A 23981-nucleotide genomic window follows, 5' to 3' on the forward strand; every position below is an offset into this window, starting at 1 on the left:
GCAGTGTGAAATATTATAAAAAATAGGTTTGTTTTATTCGTAGTTCATCCATATATTCAAGGATAAACTGGATGAGAGCGATAATCAAATGTCATATAAATCATGTACAGTTCTAGGAGGATATTCATATGGGGATATCAATGAGTGAGCGGCAGAGTAGTAGGCGTGTACGCATACAGGACGGGTTTTGGAATCAATTTACAGAGTTGGTGCGGGGGACTGTTATTCCCTATCAATGGGAGGCACTTAACGACCGTATTCCAGATGCTGAGCCGAGTTATGCGATCCGTAATTTTCGTATTGCAGCTGGGATGGAGGAAGGCGAATTCGGGGGGATGGTTTTCCAAGACAGCGATTTGGCGAAGTGGATTGAAGCGGTCGGATACTCGCTTGCAAGCCAACCCGACCCCGAGCTGGAGCGAACCACGGACGAGTTGATTGAGCTAATTGCCAAGGCCCAACACGCGAATGGTTATCTGAACACGTATTACTCGATCAAAGAACCGGGCAACGAGTGGACGAATCTTCATGAAGCGCACGAGCTCTACTGTGCAGGCCATATGATGGAGGCAGCGGTTGCGTATTATGAAGCCACGGGAAAACGGAGACTGCTTGATGTCGTGTGCAAATTTGCTGATTATATCGACACCGTATTTGGTCGCGAGCCAGGCAAACTGAGAGGCTATGACGGCCACCAGGAGATAGAGTTGGCGCTAGTGAAGCTGTATCAAGCGACGGGGGAGGAGCGTTATTTGAAGTTAGCGCAATTTTTCATCGACGAGCGCGGCCAGTCGCCGAACTTTCTGATTGAGGAATGCAAGCAAAGGGGTGGCTACAGTCATTGGATGAAGAAAGAGATGTCGATTCCGACCCTCCAACAGATAGCCTATAATCAGGCGCATTTGCCAGTACGTGAACAGGACGTTGCTGTAGGCCATTCCGTACGGGCGGTCTATATGTATACGGCGATGGCCGACCTTGCAAGCCTGACAAATGACCGGGAGCTGACCGAAGCGTGCCGTCGTTTGTGGGATAACACAACGAAGCGGCAAATGTACATTACAGGCGGCATCGGCTCGACGCATCACGGTGAGGCGTTTACCTTCGACCACGACTTGCCGAACGATACCGTATATGCGGAGACGTGCGCTTCCATCGGTCTAATCTTCTTCGCTCGCCGCATGCTGCTTCTGGAGGCGAAGAGCGAGTACGCCGACGTCCTAGAGCGGGCGCTGTTCAACAATGTTTTAGGCAGTATGTCGCAGGACGGTAAGCATTACTTCTACGTCAATCCCCTGGAAGTATGGCCGAAGGCTTCCTTAAATAATCCGGACCGTAGGCATGTGAAGTCAGTGCGGCAGAAGTGGTTCGGCTGCTCTTGCTGCCCACCGAATGTGGCGCGGCTTCTGACATCCTTGAACGATTATATTTATACAACTTCCGCAGAGGATAACAAAGTGTATACGCATCTGTTCATCGGCAGCGAAGCAGAGTTCGATCTAGCTGTCGGTCAAGTGGCGTTGAAGCAGCAATCGCGTCTTCCTTGGGAAGGTTATGTACGATTTGAATTAACTGCTGTTCCGGATGCTGGATTCACGCTTGCGCTGCGCATTCCGTCTTGGTGCTATGGGCAAGCAATGATGAAAATTAACGGCATGATATCGGAATACGATGTTGAGAATGGATATGCGACCGTAAATAGGCAATGGGCACAGGGAGACATCGTGGAATGGGAGCCGGTGCTTGAGGCGCAGTTGATTACCTCGCATCCTGAGATCAGGGCTAATGCGGGTAAAGCTGCTATTGAACGCGGTCCGCTTGTTTATTGTCTGGAGGAAGCGGACAACGGCAGCTTGCTTCCGAATTTGTCAATCGATCGCCAAGCGGAGCTGCAATCGTATTATGACACCGAGCTGCTCGGTGGAGCAGTCGTCATTGAAGCGAAAGGTCGCGCCGATGAACGAGCTTCCTGGCAAGAGAATACGGCGTACCGTCCGCTTGCACAGCAGCAAATGTCTGAGCCGGTAAAGCTTAAAGCCGTACCCTATTACTTGTGGGGCAACAGACAGCCTGGTGAAATGTTGGTCTGGATCCGTGTTTGAATGATCTTCGAAACGTCTCGTTTCGAAATCAATCATGCATTTGCCGGTGATTTCATAATCGGTGATCATGCTTACTGTAGAGGGGGAACGAGGAGGCGCTATTTGGACGAAAAACCCCGAAATCAGGATAAAGAGGAACGTAGAAGCGCTATTTCGCGATTTTTGCCTTTGGATCGTTCTTTTTTTATCAAATAACGTCCTCTCGTTCCTCTTATTCGATTTTATGCGCAGAATTTCCGAAATAGCGGCTCTACGTTCCTCTAACGAAAGATCGGGTGACGTTCCCTGGCATTCGACAGAAAAAATGAGAAGGCAATAACCTTGCCACCTCATTTTTTTTGTTTTCTGTGCCCCTAAGCGAACTTATTTGCTTTTGGGAAAGCTCATTATATTTTCACGAAATCAATATGTTCTAATAGTGTTAATCAATAAATTAGAATGACATCTGCATTCAGCAGCTCTAAAATTAAGCTATGAAAGCTTTTTAAATAAGCACCATTAATTCATGAGCGCAAGAGATACTTGCGCTTATTCCCTTTTGCATGAAAATTATGAGAAAACCTCTATCGAGGCCATTCAAAGATGAGCGACCGCGTTTAGTGGTAGGTTTTATCGTCAATAAGAAAGCGGTTTTCGGGAACCGAAAGCTTATACTTTCTTATGTGGTAAAATAGGAATGCTATTCCGTAAAAGATAAAGTAACATGAAGGTAAGCGCTATCTTCGTTCAGAAAGGAATTCTACTACGATGCGAACAAGCTTACGTCTTCGATTGATGGTACTAATGATTTGCTTAACCACGCTGCCGGTTGTCACCGTCACATGGATTGCCACGAATAATACACGGAGTTCCGTAGAGAAGGAAATCATTAATGCGAACAATTCGAGGATGTTATGGGCCGATCAATATTTGGAGGAGCTCCATCAGCAAATCGATATTCTGTTTTACTCCTTACAAATTAATCAAATGCTCATGGCTGGACTTAATGATATGAACAACCCTGATATCGGGGTACAATTTAGCACGCAAAATTATATCAAAAACACACTAACGTCTGCCTTTCATGCAAACTCCAGAAAGATAGACGAGTTGAATTTATATATTCATCCGATCCAGAAGGCATTTTCAGTCAGTTATGCAAACAGCGGAACCGTTTATTCCTTAAACATTCAGGAAGGTAACTGGGGGCGTATGCTTCAAACACCCATCAATATGTATTTTAAACAATCCGGCAGTGCCATCTATGCTTATCACAGTATGAACCGATTTGAGGATCGTATGTTGTTAGGCGGTATTTCTGTTCGTATAAACAAGCAAGTATGGAGGGAAGTCAGCGATATTTTAAAATCAGAATCAGAAAGCTCGGTCTACTTGATTAACGATCAAGGGGAGCTTTTGTCGGGTTCAACGGAGACAATGGATGCCGCAGAGCTTCAGTCCCAACTTCAAAGCCTCGATCAGAATGATTTTGAATTGGCATTTCGTAGAACCAAGACGGATTTCTATTTCTTAAAACGAGTTGGAGACGGTCAACTGACGGTGGTGAAGGTTATTCCACTTCGCACAGTCAATCAAAGCGCGCAGCCGACGATCCAAGCAGGGATTTTAACCGGAACCCTATTTGCTATAGCCTCTATTTTGCTTTCCATTTTCGTATCGCTTCGGATTAGCAGGCCGATTGTCAAGCTTGCCAAAACAATGAAGATGACACATATTCATAATTTTAAAATGTCACCGGTCCAAAGCAGGGACGAAATCGGATTGCTGGAAAACGGTTATAATTCCATGATGAAGCGAATTAAGGAATTGATCGAGGTTGAATATCAACAGGAAATCGATCTGAAGAATGCGCAATTAATGGCTCTGCAGGCGCAAATTAACCCGCATTTTCTCAATAATACCCTGAATTTGATGGGGGGAATGGCATTGGTGAAGGATGCGCCTGAAATTTATGAAATTACCCGGGTAATGGGGGAGCTTTTACGTTATTCCATCAGTGCTGACGGTGACTTAGTACCTCTGGAAGACGAAATTAAGCATATGCGAAATTACCTATATATTCAGGAACAACGCTTCGCAGATCGTTGCTTTATGCATGTATCTACAGATGAGAGGGCACTTCTTACAAGGCTTCCTAAATTCACACTCCAACCGATTCTCGAGAATGCGTTTGAACACGGACTGCAGCGTAAGGAAGGCAAGTGGAATATCGAGATTCGGATAAGGCTCATAGGTAAACGAGTCTATATCTTCATTAAGGATGACGGGGTAGGCGTTGACGAGCAGCGTTTAAGCGATTTGCGATCGGATTTGAGAGATGGACGATTGGCGCCTCGAGCTAGAAGCAACGATGTAAGAAAGAAAAGGGGAATCGGATTAAGGAATGTGCATGCACGGCTCAAGCTGCAATTCGGCAAGGGCTGCGGTGTTCGAATATTTAGCAAGACAGGTGTAGGGACCTTGGTTGTATTAGTAATGGCTGCTGTTACGCAGGAGGAAGGGGGTAAAACGGATGCTGAACGTATTGATCATCGATGACGAGCTATGGGCCAGACAAGTCGTTAGATCATTGGGAGCTTGGAACAAACTTGGACTGAATATCATTGGGGAAGCAGATGGCGGGCGGGAAGGAATCGTTCTAATCGAGACGCTGCATCCGAGCATCGTGATCACGGATATGCGAATGCCGGGACTGGACGGTGTGGAGCTCCTGAAGGTATTAAATGAACGATACCCCGAAGTTAAAATAATCGTGATGAGCGGCTTTGACGATTTCGTTTATTTGAAGCAGGCGATACGTTCCCGTGCCATTGAATATCTTTTGAAACCAATCAATCCAGTTGAATTGAACGCTGCCCTTTCTCGGTGCGTGGAGGAGCTGCAAGCTTCACTACACATACAAAATTCATGGGATACGCACGTCTTTACGGATAAAAAGATGCTTGACACCTATTTGAATTACCGGCAGCAGGTTTATGAATATCTCTTGGAACTTAATCGCCCCGCAGTGCTCAACACACTGGAAAAGATAGAGGACCTCTTATCCAAAGGTTATACAGAAACACAGGACGGGAGATTACCGGCTAGAATTGCGCATGATTTTCTGCACTTGTTGGAAGAGTTTACAGCTGGTACGGATTATGGTTTGGATTCAGCTTGGATCGAAAACCGACGTGAACGTGCTGCATTGTTAAGTGGGTACTCTTTAGGAGAAATTCATACCATCCTGCGTGATTGGTTAATTGATGCAATAGATGCCATAGAGGCGTATCGTAAAAATAAAAATCGCTTGGCCCCCGAGGACGTACAGGCTTACATTGACCGCCACTACCAAGAAACGATTTCCCTTGAGACGGTCGCTCATCAATTTTTTGTGAGCAAGGAGCATCTAAGTCGAACATTTAAGGCTTCCATCGGGGAAAATTTATCCGACTATATCGTTCGTAAGAGAATGGAGAAAGCTAAGGAATTAATCATGGATCAACGACTTGCCATCAAACGAGTAGCAGAGCTAACGGGCTATATCGATATTGCTTACTTTTATCGCGTGTTTAAGAAACATTTTGGACTCACCCCTGGGGAAATGCGTAAGGACTCGCTCGGAAATCAATAAAGTGCAATAACGAATGCTAATAACATCAAATGATTCATAAAACCCTTCTCCTCTATACTGAAATTGTAGTTACTAAATCTTCTTTAGGGGGAAATGAAGAATGAAGAAAGCGCTTCACTTAATGCTAAGTGTTACCTTATTGGGCGCAATGGTCGGTTGTGGCACTAACACCAACTCCAGTAATGGCGGAAAAGAGGCTACGCCGGCTCCGGCAGATTCGAAACCGGCAGCATCTGCTCCTGCTCCAGCTAAGAAAGTAGAATTGAAAGTATTTATGGGCTTTCCGCGGTTTAAGGATCAATTTGACAAATATTTTGAACAATTTAAGGCAAAGGAAAAAGCTGAAAAAAATATTGATGTCACCATTAATCTTGAAATGCCGAATCCTGATCAAGCCAAGCAAATCTTGCAGACTCGCCTTTCTTCCAATGATGCGCCGGATTTATTCACCCTGCACGCTGTAGCAGACGTCCCCAGCTATTACAAAGCCGGTTACTTGAGTGACCTATCCAATCAGCCATTTGCGGCAGGCTTGTTCGATAACGTTAAAAAGACGGTAACCTTTGATGGGAAAATTGTAGCATTACCCCTTGAAAGCTTGGAATGGGGATATTTGTACAATAAGAAAGTGTTCAATGATTTAGGTCTGAAAGCTCCTCAAACAGTTGATGAAATGAAAGTGGTTGTAGAGAAGCTGAAAGCGAATAAAGTGACACCCTTCGAGTTGTCTTTCCAAGAGGCATGGATTCCGCAGCTGATTATGGCGCTGTCGCTCGGTGGAATCGTGACTTCGGAACATCCAGATTGGATCCAGAAGATGAACAAGGGTGAAGCCTCCTACAAAGACGTACAGGACGTATTCAATATTATTGATATTGTTATGCAAAATGGGACAGATAAGCCATTCGAAGTAGGCAGTGCCCAGGGCTCTACTGATTTCGCTAACGGAAAAGCGGCTATGTGGGTTCAAGGTCCATGGCAAGCAGAAGCCATTCAAAAGGTTAACCCGAAAATTGAATTCGGCGTAGCACCGCTTCCCGTGAGTAATAACCCGAAAGGTACGATGATCAACCTATCAACGTCCACGTCTCTAGCGGTATCTCCAACAAGCAAAAACAAAGAGGTTGCTATGGATCTTCTAAATTACATCCTTGATCCGAAGGATTCATCAGCCTTGTTCCAAGAATTGAAGTTCAATCCCGTATCTAAGGTTCACACGTATAAATCGTTCCCTTGGATCGATGAAGCGATGACCTACGTATCTCAAGGGAAGGCTTATCAGGATCTGTCTCTTCCAAATGGCGTCACCGATGAACAAGCGAAGCTGCTGCAAAGCTACTACGCGAAGCAAGTAACGAAAGACGAGATTATCAAAGCGCTGGATAAGAAATGGGCAGACGCGATTAAGGCTCAGCAATAGCATGGCTATATATGGTGACCGGGAGTGAAAATAGGCTAATGACAACGAAACGAAAAAAGACGGTCATCCTATTAGCCTTCGTGTTTCCCGCTCTATTATTCTACGCTGTATTCGTACTCGCCCCCGCATTCGGGGGCGCATGGTACAGCCTTACGAATTGGAACGGACTGAATCGCACGTATCGGATGGTGGGATTGGCTAATTACATCGAGGCATTGACGGCGGACCCGTTCTTCCTAAAGTCGGTAGGCTTCACCCTTAAATATGTCGTGTTCATGGTTGTGCTTCAGAATGTGATCGCTCTGCTTCTGGCTGTTCTCGTGGAATCCAGACGGCGCAGCAAGGTATGGTTCCGGACGATTTTTTTCATGCCCAATATGATCAGCTTGATCATAGGAGGCTATATGTGGTTATTTATTTTCACCAAAGTACTTCCGTATATAGCCGAACATTCGGTATTCGCCTTTTTAGATAAATCTTGGATCGGTGATCCGGCTTATTCGTTCTTCGCCATCGTCATCGTGTCCCTTTGGGGAGGTGTCGGTTATCTGATGGTGATCTATATCGCCTCCTTGCAGGGTGTGCCTCAGCATCTGAAAGAAGCGGCTGCGATTGATGGAGCGAATGCTTTTAAAACGTTTCGATACGTGACGCTTCCGATGATTTATCCGGCTCTGACGATTGGTATCTTTCTTACCCTTAACGGCTCGTTTAAAGCATTCGATGCCGTCTACTCGTTAACCGGCGGTGGTCCGGGCAGATCAACGCAGGTCATCGCGCTGAATATTTTCGAAGAAGCATTTAAATCAAGTAATCGATATGGGTACGCGAATGCTAAGGCGATGATCTTGTTTCTAGTCGTGTTCTTGATCACCTTGATTCAGCTGTGGTTGATGAAGAGAAGAGAGGTGGAATCATGAAGCGAATCGGTTCCTTTATGATTCTGCTCATCCTCATTGCTGCTGCCATATTTACGTTGTTTCCGATTTACATGGGACTGTTGAACTCCTTTAAGACGGAAGGCGCCATGATGAATAATATTTTGTCGCTGCCTACCCATCTGGAAGTAGGAAATTATATTGGCGCATTCCATAAGACTAATTTTGTTAGAAGCTTAGGAAATACGATATATATCGCATCGGTTGGCTTGTTAGGCATTATCATTTGCGCGTCGATGGCTGGGTATAAACTATCTAGGACACCCGGGAAGTTAAGTGCATTTATATTTCTGCTGTTCGTTATGTCCACGTTAATTCCATTTCACTCTATTATGATAACGCTGACTAAAATTTCTAAAGCGCTATCCGTGCAGGGCTCAACGACGGGTCTAGGGTTGATATATATAGGCACAGGTGTCGCCTTTGCAATCTTTTTGTACCATGGTTTTGTGAAGTCTATCCCTCGCGATCTGGATGAAGCGGCTGTCATTGATGGCTGTGGTGAGTTTCGATTATTTTTTGTCGTCATATTTCCGTTATTATTGCCGATTACGGCTACGATTGCGATTTTAAACTTGTTATGGATATGGAACGACTTTCTTCTGCCGTTACTGATGTTGACCAACTATAAGACGTATACCTTGCTATTATCCACTAACATGCTGTTCGGTCAATACGGGAATAATGACTGGTCTGCCATCTTGTCTTCATTGATTTTGGCCATGTTGCCGGTCGTTCTCTTCTACTTATTACTGCAAAAATACATTATGAAGGGTATTGCAGACGGTGCAATAAAGGGATAGGGGTGAAAACTTATGAGCTCAATTCGTGAGAAAGAAGTTGTTGGCTTTCTTAGAGCTGACGGGAAGAGGCTCGTTAACGGTGAAGGTCGCGAGGTGCTGCTGAGAGGCGTCGGCTTCGGAAGCTGGCTGCTCCCAGAGGGCTACATGTGGATGTTTCCGGAGCAGGGGGATCGTCCGAGCCGTATTGAAAAGATGATACAAGAGCTGATCGGCGAACGGGAGGCCGAAAGATTTTGGAACATTTACTATGATGTTCACACGTCGGAGGCAGATATTCAGCAGATAGCCGCTGAAGGATTCAATTCGGTTAGGGTGCCAATAAACGCAAGATTTTTAATTGAAGACGGCGAGCCTCTTCGGGTGAAAGAGCATCGATTGCAACTCATTGATCGTCTTATCGGATGGTGTCGTAAGCACAGCCTTTATGTGATTCTAGATCTGCACGGGGCACCTGGGGGCCAGACGGGTACGAATATTGACGACTCTGAACGCGACTTGCCAGAGCTGTTTACAGAAGAACATAATAAGCGTCTTACGGTTCAGTTATGGCGTTTTCTCGCAGAGCACTACAAGGATGAGTGGATTGTTGCCGGCTATGATCTGCTCAATGAGCCGCTGCCCAACTGGTTCTCTGCTTATAACGGCGAGGTAATGCCTCTTTACCGGGACATCGTCAAGGCGATCCGAGAAGTGGACGATCGACACATGATTATTCTAGAAGGTGCTCATTGGGCAACGGATTGGTCGATTTTTGATGAGAAAATCGATGATAATCTGATGCTGCAGTTTCATAAATATTGGAATAATCCAGATACGGAGAGCATCAGAGTCTACTTAGATAAGCGTGAAGAGTGGAACGTGCCCATTTACATGGGTGAAGGCGGCGAGAATAACAAAGCATGGTACACCGGTGCTTTCCGCCTTTTTGAAGATTACAATATCTCATGGAATTTCTGGACTTGGAAGAAGATGGGCAAGGATAATTCACCTTGCAGCGTTAGGGTGCCCCGCGATTGGGAGATACTTGTCGAGTACTTAGAAGGCGGTCCGAAGCCAGATGAGATAACTGCACAACGGATCTTATGGGAATATCTAACTAATTTAGCTTTCGACCAATGTGTGTATTACCGCGATGTTGTTGACGCCATGTTAGGCAGACCTCCTGTTCGAATACCTGCTATTTTCTACGGGTATCGGGGAAAAGGTGTCAGTTATGGCATCCAGCAGCCGTCGAATCAGAATGTTGGCTTTCGCATCAATGACCGCACGGACATTCGGTTTGTAGCAAGTGCAAGGGAGACAGCAAACTTCGAACATGGTAAAGGAGAAGCATGGCAGGAGGACGAGCGCCTAGAAGTACACTTAGCTGAAGGCGATTGGCTTGCTTATGAAATTTATGTGCCTAAGTTTACGGATTATACTGTTTATGAGATCAATGTACACCTTAACGAGCTTGATGAAAACGGAAGTTTGGCAATCTCGGTAGATGGCGAGAACCAAAATATCAGAGAACCGTTTACGCTTGAGCCAGGGACACATCGCATTATAGTTCAAGCCAAAGGTGCTCCCGTTCGGCTTGAATGGTTAGAAATTATTCCGACTAGCATAAAGCAAGATGGTTTCAGCCGGACAGATCCATGACTGAGCTGAGGTCAGGGGTTCGATCCCTCTAGGCTTCACATACAAAAAAACGCAGTCAACTCGGCTGCGTTTTTTTGTATGGTGGCAGACTCTTGTTGATTGAATCCGGGTACGTCCACGCGGATATCTTGGATCAGTTACTACTTACTTTCGATCTTCTTTTTAATCTTCGGTTTTTAGGTTTAAATCTAGCTACTTGTTTTTTATTTGCAGTCGAAGAACGTTCCATGAAGCTTTGCTGAGATTAGCCTTTACATATCCATCGTCTGTTTTGGCGTTACCGCCTTTGTGAGGGACGACATTATCAGGCTTCGTTTTTGTATTGGTGGCTTTTAAATCTACATGCTCCAACACTAAATGCTCGATAATGCTGACTTCGCCGAAGCTGCGGACGTCAACGGTAAGCTCGAGTCCCTCTGATAAATGACGATTAACAGCGAAGATCGTCACTTCACTTTGCTCTTCATTGAAAACACTGATTGCCTCTAGATACGGAACATCGGTGAAATCCTTTGAATCGTATTTAGGTGATGAAGTAATGGGGTGAAGCACCGTTCCTCTACCGTACAAAGAAGCATGAAGGTACGGATAATAAGTGGTTTGCAGCCAAAGAGGGCCCCCATTTTCAGTCATAATCGGTGCAATCACATTAATCAATTGGGCTATGCACGCCATTTTAACACGATCCGCATGTTTCAGCAGTGTAATCAGGAAGCAGCCAACTGCAAGAGCGTCCTCCAACGTATAAACATCTTCGAATTCCGGCGGTGCAACCTGCCAGCGTTCAGTAGCACGGCTTGTTCCAATGGAATTCCAAACATTCCATTCATCTAAAGAAAGCATGAGCTTTTTCTTGCTCCGTTTCTTCGCTTTCATGTAATCGCAAATAGCTGTTACACTGTAAATGAATTGATCCATATCAAGCGATTTCGCCAAGAAATTAGAGGAATCATTCTCATTATTATTGTAATAGGTGTGCAAGGATAAATAATCCACTTGATCGTAGGTAAGATCGAGTACGGTAGCCTCCCAATCAGCGAATGTACTCATTCCACTTGATGAGCTGCCACATGCCACAAGCTCTAGGGATGGGTCGACCCACCGCATAGCTTTGGCCGTTTCATTCGCTAATCTGCCATATTCGACAGCCGTTTTTGCTCCGATTTGCCAAGGGCCATCCATTTCATTCCCAAGGCACCACGTTTTGAAATTATGCGGATCTTTATAACCATGTGATATTCGCAGATCACTCCAGTAAGAACCAGAAGGATGATTACAATATTCGACGAGATTTCTAGCCGCGTCAACGCCGCGGGTACCAAGGTTAACGGCCATCATGACTTCTGAACCGACTAGTTTAGCCCAATCCGCGAATTCATTTGTTCCCATCTCATTGGTTTCTGTTGTCCACCACGCTAGATCCAATAGACGCTTCCGCTCAGCCTTTGCACCAACACCGTCCTCCCAGTTATAGCCGGAAACAAAATTTCCCCCTGGATAGCGAATGATTGGAACATTCAGTGAACGAATAGCATCCAGAGCATCGCGTCGGAAGCCGTTCTCATCTGCGGTTGGATGGTTTGGCTCGTAAATTCCGCCATATACGGCACGTCCTAGGTGTTCGATAAATGACCCATAGAGCCTTGGATCTACTTCTGAAATGGTGAAATTCTTATCAATAAGCATAGTCGATTTCATGGACATAGCATATAATCCTCCTAGTTGAATTAATGAAATGATTAAATCATAATTGTTGATATTGTATATAATATTTATCATAATAGATAAATACTTTCAATGCGTTGGATGTGAAAAACATTAGAATTAACTAAATTACTAATTCAAGAATGGGTGTGTAATCATGTATTTAACAACGGATTCGGAATCGCTTCGGGTCTACGAAGCATTGGCGAGCGAGGTGCGGCTGCAGATTATTGATTTATTATATACAAAGGAGATGCATATTAAAGAATTGGCTTCTGAGCTTTACCTAAGCAGTGCAATTGTCAGTACGCACGTTACCAAACTGCAGAGAGCAGGGCTTGTAAGCTATAAAATGAAAAGGGTTAACGGCGGGACCTATAAGTTTTGTTCGTTGTCAACGGAGTACCTACAAATAAAATTATCCCGTTCTTCTATTTTGAAAAGAAAATTCGTTGAGGTTGCTATGCCTGTCGGCCAATACACGGATTTCGCGGCATCCCCTACGTGTGGAATTGCAACAACAGAAAAGATGATCGGTTATTACGATAATCCGACCTATTTTTTGGATCCTGAACGCGTTCATGCAGGCATTTTGTGGTTTGCTAGAGGGTTTGTCGAATATAAATTACCGAACTATCTCTTCAAAGATCAAATCGTACAAGAAATTGAAATCTCAATGGAAATCGGTTCCGAAGCTCCCCATATTAATGAAAACTGGCCTTCGGACATCCGGTTTACAATCAATGATAAATTACTGGGAATGTGGACGAGTCCCGGAGATTTCGGTCGAATGAGAGGTAGATTGTCACCAGACTGGTGGCATTCTGACGTCAACCAATACGGATTAATGAAAGTACTTCGAATAAATGCAAACGGTACATTCATAGATGGTCAGCAAATTTCTGATGTCACGATCAAGGATGTACAATGGGATAACACGCAGTGGACATTGCGAATAAGTGCTGAAGATACCGCTCGAGGTCGAGGTGGATTAACCTTATTCGGTAGGGGATTCGGCAATTACGATCAAGACATCGTGATTCGAAGTTATTACGAGTGATTTTGTTGAAGGTAATAGATATTCAATGCGGAGGTAAAGGGATGGCTCGTTCTTGTCGTGTACTTATTGTAGATGATGAAATTTTAGTCAGACAGGGTATAAAGCACTTGTTGCACTGGGAACAAGAGGGGTTTCAGATCGTAGGAGAGGCTTCCAACGGCAAAGATGCTCTTGAACAAATAGAGCGCATACAGCCGCATATCGTTATTACCGATATCGTGATGCCTGTAATGGGAGGAGCGGAGCTTACTCGTGTGATAAAGTCGCAGTTCCCGGAAATTGAAGTGATCATATTAAGCAGTTTTGGTGAGTTTGATTATGTGAGGTCCACCTTTCAAAGCGGGGTTGCTGATTATATATTAAAGCCAAAGCTTGAAGCTGAGCAGCTGCTCGACATATTGAAGCGCACCGCGCGTAAGATTCCCTCTTTAAAGCTGGAAGAGTCAAATGACGATGGCAGCTTGTCCATTAAGATTGTCATCGATAAGCTTATTTCCGGTTATGAGGTCGATGACGATTTTAAAGATATCACCGCTGCTTTTCCATATCCTAGTTACATCCTGCTGGGGGCTGATCTCAAGCAATTGCCGAGCAAGAACAAGAATCAACATACTGCTTCACAATGGATGGCGAAAATTGCTGCTGAGTTTGATAGTGGCTTCGATCATGCGGTTTATTATCCCGTTCCCACTGATCCTAATATGGTTGTTGTGCTGGTAAACATGGACAAGAGCGAGTGGGATCGTTTCACATTTATCGTTCGGAAGCTTGCCGCTTGGACAAGGAATCAGCAGCCGGAGATTGGCTGGACGGTCGGTGAGGCATTTAGCGATTTGAGACAGCTCGGTACGAACTTCAGGGATGGGTTCCTGAAAATAAATGCTTATCGCTTTTTTTTACCTACCTCCAACAATTTAATTGTATATGGGGAACTGCCGAAACATTCGGAAGAGGTTGCGAAATTTAATATGACTCGCTTTACAGAACAAATGAATCGACAACAGTTCGAAGAGGCCTTCCAGGAGTTGTTGGGATACGTGCAGGCCGCGTCAAACCATTATCAAACGGATGTGTTTGAGTTCAAGTCCTTTTTGGGAAACATCATTTTTAATATAACAATTATGCTTGGCCGTTTGGAATTGGATATGAAGAATTTGGAAGAAGCGAAATATGCTTATTTCAAATCGATAGGCGAAGCGTCGCATGTCAGCGAAGCGATCAGGCTTCTTGAGACATTTATACAGGAAACAAATGCTGTTATAAAAACGAAGCGGTCAACGGGCGGAAATCCGAATATGACGATGCTTCTTGATTATATCCACGAGCATTACGCTGAGCCACTCAGCCTAACGGAAATAGCTAAGCATTTTCATTTTAATCCTTCTTATTTGTCGAGTTATTTCACATCGCATAATAAAGAAGGCTTCAGCGAATATTTGAACAAGATCAGAGTCGAGAAGGCAGCGGATCTTCTGAAGGAGGATTTCGCATCTATATCCGAAATTAGCGGAAAAGTAGGTTATTCGGACCATAGTTATTTTACAAAAGTATTCAAGAAATTAACGGGTATATCACCGAGCCAATACAAAAAAATTCATCTCAACAAGAAAAGGAACTAGGTTATGAGGAGACTTCTGGACAAATTTAAATATCATGGTCTTTTTATTAAAATGTTTATCGTCACGGTGGTTAGTATTATTTCCGTGTCGCTCTTCACTTCACTTGTTACGATTCAAATGTCGGAGCGACTCTTCATGAATACGTTCGGGATTACGAACTCAAAAATCATTAGCCAGATTCAAGCGAATTTCGAATCGTTCAATTATTCTATCGTTACGGCATCGAATAATGTGCTGCAGAACGGCACTATTAAAGAGTTTCTGACGAACCCTGATATGGACACACTTTCTACGGTGCGAAGTCATTATGAGGCTAGTCAACAGATGAAACGGATTCAGTCTAATGTAGCCGCCTACCCAGTTACAATTACGATCAGCGGAATGAATAAGAAAAGCCACTCGACGGATAGCTATTATTGGCCGAGCTCATTGGAAAAGCTGAGAAACAGCATGTTAACTGTTAATACCCTAGTCACGCCAAAGCGGCTTATCTATCAATTGGATAAAGAAAGCATAACTAATTCGTCTGAAGCTGACCCGGTGATTGTCGCTTCTAGGGCACTTATGGAGAGAACGAGCGGCAATCCATATGGTGTTCTTTATTTTGCCATACGAGAAAGTGACTTTAAGCGGTTCTTCACGAACTTCACAAGCGATGGCAACGACGTTATCATATTGGATCGTTCGGGCAACGTCGTATCAAGTAACCGCCATGAGTTAATTGGCGAAGAGGCACATGATTTACTTGGCTATGCAAAAGAAATTGAACAAAAAAAAATAAATGTCAAAGATGTAAGTATAATGGGGAAAAACAGTCTAGTTCTTTCGGAGTACCTTCCTACGTATGATTTTTATCTAGTCAATCTCATTGATAAACAAATGGTGCTTAGCCAGACGGTCGATGTCAAAAGGGTTGCGCTTATCTGTATGGCTATCGTGTTCGCAGCTCTGCTTATTGTATTTCTTATTTCAAGACGTTTGACAAAGTCATTGACCCTGCTAGCCAGACAAATGTCGGGCATTACGGAAAATAATTTTGATAATTATATAACGGTTACTGGCAGCTACGAAATCAAGGAGCTCGGACATGCATACAATTACATGCTGGATGAGCTTAACGATTATATAAAGAAGCTGATTCAGACACAGAAGGACCAGCGCAACGCGGAGCTATCCGCTCTGCAAATGCAGATTAACCCGCATTTTCTATACAATACGCTGGCATCCGTGAAAATTTTGGTCCAGCAGGGGAATAAGGAGAAAGCCGCCGCTACCATCAACTCCCTTATCTCCCTTCTCCAGAATACCGTCAGCAACATTAGTGAAACGATAACAGTAGAGCAAGAACTTGTTAATTTGAAAAATTATGTATTTATTAATCACGTGCGTTACGGAGAGCAGATTAAAGTCGATTATTTTGTAGCAGAAGATTGTATGTCCTATCATGTTCCCAAGCTCATCATCCAGCCTTTTATCGAAAATGCATTTTTTCATGCCTTTCATGAAAGGAACGAAGGGTACATTTATGTACTGGTGTCGCGCGAGGCAAATGCGCTGGTCTGCGAGGTCATCGATAATGGTATTGGAATGAAAGGCTTTGATAATGGGAATAATTCGCAGAGCTCCGTTAGCAGCAGTCGTTTTTTCTCCGGTATTGGAATTCGAAATGTACATGACCGTGTAGCACTGCTTTACGGAGAGGAATACGGCGTTACCATTGTGAGTAACATCGACGAGGGAACGAGAGTGAAAATAAAGCTTCCACTCCTTCATACCTAAAAAAAATACCAATAAACAAATTAATTGCTATTTACATAAACAACCAATAGAAAGCTAACAATAGAATGACAAATCCACACAAATATATTACTAACGGGTCATTTTAACGAATTGTTATAATGACTATTGTTAGCGGGGCAAACGCTTTCAAAACTAATTTATAGTAATTTAAAAGGGGCTGAATTTTTGTGAAAAAGGTACTCGCCATCCTATTGGCCAGCTTAGTACTATTGACGGCATGCTCGAGCAAAGGGAATAATGTGCCGAATACGGGTGGAAAAACCGCTGAAGCTACGCCTGCAGCTGCGAAGGAAATTACAGTATGGGCGTGGGATAAAGTATTTAATATTGGTGCTATGGAACGTGCAAAAGCAGCTTACGAGGCGAAAAATCCCAATTCCGGTTTGAAGATCAACATTGTGGAAAACGCGCAAGCCGATATCATTCAGAAATTGAACGCAGGATTGAATGCAGGCACGACAAAAAGCTTGCCGACAATCGTATTGATCGAAGATTATCGTGCACAAAGCTTCCTGCAAGCTTATCCTGATTCGTTCTTTGAATTAACAAATGTGATTAAACCGACTGATTTCGCCGATTACAAAATCGGACCTACAAGTGTAAATGGCAAACAATATGGGGTTCCATTTGATTCCGGCGTTGCTGGATTGTATGTAAGAAGAGATTACTTAGAGCAAGCGGGATACAAGGTTGAGGATCTGCAGGATATCGACTGGAAGAAGATGATTGAGATCGGTAAAGCAGTGAAAGCCAAAACGGGCAAACAACTGCTAACGCAAGATCCGAACGATCTTGGGCTTATTCGCATGATGATTCAGTCTGCAGGCTCGTGGTATTTAAAAGAAGATGGAACGACGCCTAACTTGGCAGGCAACGCGGCCTTGAAGGAAGCGGCTGAAACCTATAAAGAAATAATGAAAGCGGACATTGTGAAAGCCACATCGGATTGGAGCCAATTCGTTGGTGCATTCAACAGTGGCGAAGTAGCTACTATTCCAACCGGTAACTGGATTACGGCTTCGGTTAAAAAAGAAGCATCGCAGTCCGGCAAATGGGCTGTCGTACCGTTTCCTAAATTGACAAACAACCCAAAATCCGTTCATGCATCGAACCTTGGTGGCAGCTCGTGGTACGTCATGAACGTCGATGGAAAAGAAGCTGCGGCGGAATTCTTGAAACAGACATTTGGATCTGACGTTGAATTGTATCAGAAGCTTGTTACGGAGATTGGGGCAATCGGTACGTTAAAAGCCGCGGCATCAGGTCCAGCGTACACGCAAGCTGACGAATTCTTCGGTGGTCAAAAAGTAATTGCCGATTTCGCCAAATGGACAGAGCAAATTCCAAAGGTGAACTATGGTATGCATACGTATGCGATTGAAGATATCCTTGTCGTCCAAATGCAAAATTATTTAAAGGGTACGGATATCGACAAAGTGTTAAGCGACGCTCAAGCTCAAGCAGAAACACAAGTTAAATAGATCATACGGCAATTAATAAAACCTGGAGCTTCGCCTTCTCCTGATTCCTAAGTTAACGTTCCAGCAGCAGGAGTTGGAGGAAGTTCCATGGTTTTATTTCCGTAAAGAAAGGGGTTAGGCTAACGTGAAAGCAGCGCGGCCTGGCGTAAATATTCGCACAAGAGCTAACTTGACTGGTTGGATGTTTATTATCTTGGCGGTCATCATGATTGCAGCGTTCTATTTCTATCCCATGATTCAAGCTCTTATTTTATCATTTAAATCGGGTAAGGGAATGAATTTATCCTTCGTCGGCTTCGATAACTACGCTCGTCTGTTTAGCGATAAAACGTTTATAACCGCGGTTAAGAACACGTTTATTTATTTGATTATCCAAGTTCCAGTGATGATTGTTCTAGCTATGTTTATCTCTGTGTTACTGAACGATAGTAAGTTAAAATTTAAAGGCTTTTTCCGTACGGCGATTTTCTTGCCGGCTGTTACCTCACTTGTAGCGTATTCCGTTATTTTTAAATATTTGTTTGCTACGGAGGGCTTGGTTAATAAACTTCTGATCAAGATTCATCTTATAGCAGGTCCGATTCAATGGATCACGGATCCGTTCTGGGCGAAAGTGACGGTTATTCTTGCAATCACATGGCGCTGGACAGGCTATAATATGATCTTCTACTTGTCCGCGCTTCAAAATATCGATCAATCGATTTACGAGGCTGCAAAAATTGATGGAGCTTCATCAACGAGACAGTTCTTCGGAATAACGATGCCATTGCTCAAGCCCATCATTTTATTTACTTCCATTACATCCACAATTGGTACGCTACAGTTGTTTGATGAGGTTGTTAACATTACGAAGGGTGGACCGGGGAACTCGTCGATGTCCATTTCCCAGTATATTTACAATTTGTCTTTTAAATATTCAGCGGATTTCGGATATGCGGCAACCGTGTCGTATTCCATCGTGATTATGATCATTATATTGGCGTTTGTTCAGTTTAAAGCAGCAGGTGATAAAAATGGATAAATGGAAACGTCTTTTTATTTATATATTTCTGAGTGTCGCTGCGTTTATTTCCATATTTCCGTTTCTATGGATGATTATCAGCGCTACGAATAAGTCGGCCGATGTAACCAAAGGAAGATTGCTGCCGGGAAGCTACCTTGTGGAAAATATAACAAACTTGTTTAGTTCCGTAGATTTTGTACCAGCCTTGCTGAGCTCCGCAAAAATTTCGATTACAACGACCGTATTAGCCATGTTAATCGGCTCCTTAGCCGGGTACGGCTTTGAAATTTATAGAAGTAAGGCGAAGGACGTCGTATTTAACATTCTATTACTGTCAATGATGATTCCGTTCGCGGCTATCATGGTACCGTTGTTTCAAATGTTCGGTGGTATTTCACGCGTTATTCCATTTATCGGGCTGGATACGGTGTCCGGCGTTGTGCTGCCGACATTCACTACGGCATTCCTGATTTTCTTCTTCCGTCAAAATACGAAGATGTTTCCGAGGGAGCTCTTGGAGGCTGGTCGAATTGACGGGTTGAATGAATTAAGCCTATTCTTCCGTATTTTCATGCCTACGATGAAGACGACATACGCCGCAGCGGGTATTATTACGTTCATGTCGAGCTGGAACAACTATTTATGGCCGCTCATTGTTCTGCAATCACCGGAGAAAAAAACAATACCCATGCTGATATCGAATTTGGGATCAAGCTATTCACCTGATTATGGAATTATTATGATGGCTATCGTGATTTCAACGATTCCTACTGCGCTAGTCTTCTTCCTCATGCAGAAGCATTTTGTAGCAGGTATGACAGGCTCGGTGAAATAGAAAAAAAGAAAGTCAGGTGATTACGCACACAGCGCATATCACCTGGCTTTTAAATAACTTTACGGGGGAAATGTAATGAAATTGACGAAGCCAAACCTAAGCTGGCTCACAGATGTAGGCGTATTTGCCGTGAACCGTCTGCCGGCGCACTCAGATCACCGTTATTACGAAACATTTGAAGAAGCAGAAGCGACAGCGCCAATGGAGCTGCGGCATGACCTGAACGGCAGTTGGAAATTCAACTATTCCGTGAAGCCTGCTGACCGTCCCGAGCTGTTCCACCAGCTCGATTACGAGTGCGGCAGTTGGAGCAATATTGAAGTGCCAGGACACATTCAATTGCAGGGTTACGGAAAGCCGCAGTATGTAAATACGATGTATCCATGGGATGGACATCACGATATTCGTCCGCCAGCTATTCCGGAAAATGATAATGCGGTCGGTAGTTATGTGAAGTACTTCACACTACCTGATAATATGAAGGGCAGGCCCGTCTACATATCGTTTCAAGGTGTGGAGTCAGCCTTTTACTTGTGGTTGAACGGAGAATTTGTCGGCTATAGCGAAGACAGCTTTACGCCGGCGGAATTTGACCTGACGCCGTTCCTGCAGGAGGGTGAGAATAAGCTTGCTGCCCAAGTGTATCAAAGAAGCACAGGCAGCTGGCTGGAAGATCAAGATTTCTGGCGTTTCTCAGGCATTTTCCGTGACGTTTATTTATATACCGTACCGAGCATTCACGTTCGCGATCTTTTTGTCCATACTGATCTTGATGCTGCATATGAGAATGGCAGTCTTCGTGCGGATTTGAAGCTGACGAGCGTGCAGTCAGCAAGCTTCTTGCTCGAATTGAAGGATGCGATGGGGCACACTGTTGCAACAGCTCGCTCCGAAGTGTCAACCCTCGAAGCAATATCGTTGTCTATCGATGCGGGGCAAGTTACTACTTGGAGTGCAGAGAAGCCATATTTGTACGTTCTGTATGTCAGCGTTTATGATCATACAGGCAAGCTCGTTGAGGTTATTCCGCAGAAGGTTGGCTTCCGCAAATTTGAGATGATGAATAAAATCATGCACCTCAATGGCAAAAGGATCGTCTTCAAGGGCGTGAACCGTCATGAATTCAACAGCCGCAGAGGACGGGCCATTACGAAGGAAGATATGTTGTGGGATATTGCTACGCTAAAACGTAACAACTTAAATGCCGTCCGGACGTCACATTATCCGAACCAGTCGTTATGGTACGAATTGTGTGACATCTATGGAATCTACGTCATTGATGAGATGAATTTGGAAACACATGGTTCATGGCAGAAGATGGGCGCAGTAGAGCCGTCTTGGAATATTCCGGCGAATAAGCCAGAATGGCAGGATATCGTGATGGACCGGGCAATTTCGATGGTCGAGCGAGACAAGAACCATCCGTCTATTCTGATCTGGTCGGTCGGTAACGAAGCCTATGCGGGTGAAGTCCTGCTGGGCGTGTCCAACTATTTCCGGAAGATGGATCCTAGTCGGCTAGTTCACTATGAAGGGGTTTTTCATAACCGCAAGTATAACGATACGAGCGATATGGAGAGCCGTATGTATGCGAAGCCGTTGGACATCGAGGCCTATTTAAAGGATAACCCACAGAAGCCGTATATAAGCTGCGAATATATGCACGCGATGGGTAATTCGGTAGGTGGTATGCATAAATATACAGAGCTCGAACAGAAATATGCTATGTATCAAGGTGGATTTATTTGGGATTATATCGATCAGGTGATCGTCAAGAAAGATCGTTACGGCAAAGAGTTTCTCGCATTCGGTGGCGATTTCGGCGACCGCGCCACCGACTATAATTTCTGCACGAACGGTATCGTTTACGCGGACCGCAAGGTGTCGCCAAAGATGCAGGAAGTGAAGTTCTTGTACCAGAACATTAAGCTTGTGTTGGATCGCCAAGGTGTGAAGGTGGCGAACGAGAACCTGTTCGAAGGTACTGAGGCCTATGATCTCCTAGTTGTCCTTCATAAAGAAGGCAAGGAGATATTCCGAGGCAAGAGGAATATCGACGTTCCGGCGCAAAGCGAGGCTTATGTGCCGCTTGAGCTGCCGACTGTTGATGAGCCAGGTGAGTATGTCGTACATGCGTCGCTCAATTTGAAGGAGAGCACCCTATGGGCTGAAGCTGGATATGAGGTTTCGTTCGGGCAGTACGTAATGCTGGTTGATGATCTGGCTTCGTCTGCACAACCTGAAGGATCATTCAGAGTCGTGGATGGCGATGTAAACATAGGGGTTCATGGACGAGATTTTAGTATCATGTTCTCGAAGCAGGCGGGAAGCCTGATTTCACTGAACTATGCCGGCAGAGAGATGATCGCTATTCCGCCAGCGCCGTTATTCTGGCGTGCGACAACGGATAACGATAAAGGATTCTCGCTTGGCTTTGATTCAGGCGCTTGGTTCGCGGCTAGCTTAACGCGCAAATGCATAGGAGTCGAATTGACGGAGCAACCGGGAATCGCCACGGTAACGTTTCGTTACAAGCTTAGCATCAGCGCGGACGTTCTAGTGACGGTTGCATATACGGTGTATGCCGACGGCAGTTTGAACGTCAAATCTCGCTACGAGGGAGCAACCGGTCTTCCGAAACTGCCGATATTCGCGTTGTCGTTCAAGGTTCCAGCTGATTATTTCCATTTGGATTGGTACGCGATGGGACCGGAGGAGAACTATATCGATCGCGCCTTCGGAGCTAGGCTCGGGGTGTTTAAGAATGACGCTGCTGATAATGTGTCTGGATATGTCGTACCGCAAGAGTCGGGGAACCGCACGGGTGTCCGCCGTGTGAACATTACGAACGACGATGGCCACGGTATTCGGATAACCGCACCAGCTGCTCAGCCGGTGGAATGTAACATTTCGCCGTTTACGGCATTCGAGTTGGAAAATGCCTACCATCATTACGAGCTGCCGAATGTTCATTACACGGTCGTCACGGTAGCGGGCAGACAGATGGGCGTTGGTGGTGACGACAGCTGGGGCGCGCCGGTACATGATGAGTATCTGATCAAAGCCGATCAAGACCTAGCGTTTGAATTCAATATTCACCTGCTATGATGGCTCCATTCGACGTACTTTGATCGGTGAAAACAAAGAAAATTGGTTGAGTAGGGACTAATTATCCCTCTCAACCAATTTTTCATTCCTATCTAAATACAAAAATAAAATGCTTGACCTTTGATTGAGTTTAGGCAGGTACTTGACACGCGTATGATATATTAAAAAAATATATAATGGAGTTTATAGTTATTAAATTGTTTTTTGTTTGAGGGAGGGTAATATGTTTCAGTATATTGATCAACACTACGAGGCAGTTGATTATAGCGGGCGGGATTTAAGATACGGCGAACTCATTCGCTGTACCTTTAAACGTTGTACATTTACTAGCAGCTCGATGGAGGAAATCACGATAAACCAATGCCGGTTCATAGAATGCAATTTTCGCGGAGCTTTGTTGAATGGTTCGATTCACACAGAATCAGCTTTTGAAAACTGCAATTTTGCTGAAGCTAATCTCTTCGTTTCAGAATTTAACCATTGTAAAATGACAGGCTCAGACTTTGCAGGCGCACAAATGGATGGTGTTACCTTGGTTCAAGGGGATTGGTCCTATACCAATTTGAGACAAGCCAGATTAGCAAAACAGGTTATGCGAGGAGTTCGTTTTCATGGAGCAGATCTTTCTGATGCTAATCTGGAGAAGGCCGATCTAAGAGATTGCGACCTGACAAGTGCAATTTTTGGAAAAGCAAAGTTGCAGGGTGCGGACTTGCGTGGCGCTAATATGGACGGAATCGATTTTAAATCGCTTGTTGTCAAAGGCGCACGGATGGACAGAGAACAAGCTGTTAGTTTTTTGCGTTCATACGGTGCAAAGATAGATTGAGACTAAGAAATCCGACTTTTCCTTT

Annotated in this window: 16 protein-coding genes; 15 read left to right on the forward strand and 1 reads right to left on the reverse strand. The window is 44.4% G+C overall.

What is annotated here, in order from left to right:
• The first annotated feature begins 128 nt into the window (after positions 1–128).
• From AC58UU_RS17240 to AC58UU_RS17270, 7 genes are all read left to right on the forward strand, one after another.
• A complete protein-coding gene (locus tag AC58UU_RS17240) occupies positions 129–2102 on the forward strand; it encodes a glycoside hydrolase family 127 protein (RefSeq protein WP_497317604.1) in 1974 nt (657 codons plus the stop codon).
• 747 nt (positions 2103–2849) lie between these two features.
• Positions 2850–4640 carry a sensor histidine kinase gene (locus AC58UU_RS17245; protein ID WP_497317606.1) on the forward strand — a complete coding sequence of 597 codons (1791 nt, stop codon included), beginning with the start codon at positions 2850–2852 and terminating at the stop codon, positions 4638–4640.
• Positions 4615–5715, forward strand: a complete 1101-nt coding sequence (locus AC58UU_RS17250; protein WP_497317608.1) for a response regulator — start codon at positions 4615–4617, stop codon at positions 5713–5715. Before AC58UU_RS17245 ends, AC58UU_RS17250 begins: the two co-directional genes overlap by 26 nt.
• Before the next feature lie 100 nt (positions 5716–5815).
• A complete protein-coding gene (locus AC58UU_RS17255) occupies positions 5816–7135 on the forward strand; it encodes an ABC transporter substrate-binding protein (protein ID WP_497317610.1) in 1320 nt (439 codons plus the stop codon).
• A 38-nt stretch (positions 7136–7173) separates the two neighbouring features.
• Positions 7174–8055, forward strand: coding sequence for a carbohydrate ABC transporter permease (locus tag AC58UU_RS17260; protein WP_497317612.1), 882 nt, complete (start codon positions 7174–7176; stop codon positions 8053–8055).
• Entirely contained in the window at positions 8052–8876 is an 825-nt protein-coding gene (locus tag AC58UU_RS17265) for a carbohydrate ABC transporter permease (protein WP_497317614.1), read from the forward strand. Before AC58UU_RS17260 ends, AC58UU_RS17265 begins: the two co-directional genes overlap by 4 nt.
• Positions 8877–8888: 12 nt before the next feature.
• On the forward strand, positions 8889–10517 hold the full coding sequence (locus AC58UU_RS17270) for a cellulase family glycosylhydrolase (protein ID WP_497317616.1): 1629 nt from the start codon (positions 8889–8891) through the stop codon (positions 10515–10517).
• 192 nt (positions 10518–10709) lie between these two features.
• Here the strand turns inward: AC58UU_RS17270 and arfA are convergent, their stop codons facing one another.
• Positions 10710–12221 (reverse strand): arabinosylfuranosidase ArfA, encoded by a 1512-nt coding sequence (gene arfA / locus AC58UU_RS17275; protein ID WP_497317618.1) that lies wholly within the window; start codon positions 12219–12221, stop codon positions 10710–10712.
• 157 nt (positions 12222–12378) lie between these two features.
• Here arfA and AC58UU_RS17280 point away from each other — a divergent pair, with 157 nt between their 5' ends.
• From AC58UU_RS17280 to AC58UU_RS17315, 8 genes are all read left to right on the forward strand, one after another.
• The gene (locus AC58UU_RS17280) at positions 12379–13281 is read left to right on the forward strand and encodes an ArsR/SmtB family transcription factor (protein ID WP_497317620.1); all 903 of its coding nucleotides are present in this window, start codon (positions 12379–12381) and stop codon (positions 13279–13281) included.
• Positions 13282–13322: 41 nt separating this feature from the next.
• Entirely contained in the window at positions 13323–14900 is a 1578-nt protein-coding gene (locus AC58UU_RS17285; protein ID WP_497317622.1) for a response regulator transcription factor, read from the forward strand.
• 3 nt (positions 14901–14903) lie between these two features.
• Positions 14904–16679 carry a sensor histidine kinase gene (locus AC58UU_RS17290; RefSeq protein WP_497317624.1) on the forward strand — a complete coding sequence of 592 codons (1776 nt, stop codon included), beginning with the start codon at positions 14904–14906 and terminating at the stop codon, positions 16677–16679.
• Positions 16680–16867: 188 nt separating this feature from the next.
• A complete protein-coding gene (locus AC58UU_RS17295) occupies positions 16868–18181 on the forward strand; it encodes an ABC transporter substrate-binding protein (protein ID WP_497317625.1) in 1314 nt (437 codons plus the stop codon).
• A gap of 181 nt (positions 18182–18362) precedes the next feature.
• Positions 18363–19202, forward strand: a complete 840-nt coding sequence (locus AC58UU_RS17300) for a carbohydrate ABC transporter permease (protein WP_497317837.1) — start codon at positions 18363–18365, stop codon at positions 19200–19202.
• Positions 19195–20019, forward strand: a complete 825-nt coding sequence (locus tag AC58UU_RS17305) for a carbohydrate ABC transporter permease (protein WP_497317627.1) — start codon at positions 19195–19197, stop codon at positions 20017–20019. Before AC58UU_RS17300 ends, AC58UU_RS17305 begins: the two co-directional genes overlap by 8 nt.
• Before the next feature lie 75 nt (positions 20020–20094).
• Positions 20095–23127, forward strand: coding sequence for a beta-galactosidase, LacZ type (gene lacZ, locus AC58UU_RS17310; protein ID WP_497317629.1), 3033 nt, complete (start codon positions 20095–20097; stop codon positions 23125–23127).
• Between the two features lie 223 nt (positions 23128–23350).
• A complete protein-coding gene (locus tag AC58UU_RS17315) occupies positions 23351–23956 on the forward strand; it encodes a pentapeptide repeat-containing protein (RefSeq protein WP_497317631.1) in 606 nt (201 codons plus the stop codon).
• Positions 23957–23981: the final 25 nt, after the last annotated feature.

The sequence above is a fragment of the Paenibacillus sp. JT22N1 genome (assembly GCF_059692155.1).

Bases quoted from the DNA above. Each gene is read 5' to 3' on its own strand.
- AC58UU_RS17315 (WP_497317631.1), top strand. From the start codon at position 23,351: ATGTTTCAGTATATTGATCAACACTACGAGGCAGTTGATTATAGCGGG.
- AC58UU_RS17290 (WP_497317624.1), top strand. From the start codon at position 14,904: ATGAGGAGACTTCTGGACAAATTTAAATATCATGGTCTTTTTATTAAA.
- AC58UU_RS17300 (WP_497317837.1), top strand. From the start codon at position 18,363: ATGTTTATTATCTTGGCGGTCATCATGATTGCAGCGTTCTATTTCTAT.
- arfA (WP_497317618.1), bottom strand. From the start codon at position 12,221: ATGTCCATGAAATCGACTATGCTTATTGATAAGAATTTCACCATTTCA.
- AC58UU_RS17240 (WP_497317604.1), top strand. From the start codon at position 129: ATGGGGATATCAATGAGTGAGCGGCAGAGTAGTAGGCGTGTACGCATA.
- AC58UU_RS17255 (WP_497317610.1), top strand. From the start codon at position 5,816: ATGAAGAAAGCGCTTCACTTAATGCTAAGTGTTACCTTATTGGGCGCA.
- AC58UU_RS17285 (WP_497317622.1), top strand. From the start codon at position 13,323: ATGGCTCGTTCTTGTCGTGTACTTATTGTAGATGATGAAATTTTAGTC.
- AC58UU_RS17280 (WP_497317620.1), top strand. From the start codon at position 12,379: ATGTATTTAACAACGGATTCGGAATCGCTTCGGGTCTACGAAGCATTG.
- AC58UU_RS17265 (WP_497317614.1), top strand. From the start codon at position 8,052: ATGAAGCGAATCGGTTCCTTTATGATTCTGCTCATCCTCATTGCTGCT.
- AC58UU_RS17270 (WP_497317616.1), top strand. From the start codon at position 8,889: ATGAGCTCAATTCGTGAGAAAGAAGTTGTTGGCTTTCTTAGAGCTGAC.
- AC58UU_RS17305 (WP_497317627.1), top strand. From the start codon at position 19,195: ATGGATAAATGGAAACGTCTTTTTATTTATATATTTCTGAGTGTCGCT.
- AC58UU_RS17260 (WP_497317612.1), top strand. From the start codon at position 7,174: ATGACAACGAAACGAAAAAAGACGGTCATCCTATTAGCCTTCGTGTTT.
- AC58UU_RS17245 (WP_497317606.1), top strand. From the start codon at position 2,850: ATGCGAACAAGCTTACGTCTTCGATTGATGGTACTAATGATTTGCTTA.
- AC58UU_RS17250 (WP_497317608.1), top strand. From the start codon at position 4,615: ATGCTGAACGTATTGATCATCGATGACGAGCTATGGGCCAGACAAGTC.
- lacZ (WP_497317629.1), top strand. From the start codon at position 20,095: ATGAAATTGACGAAGCCAAACCTAAGCTGGCTCACAGATGTAGGCGTA.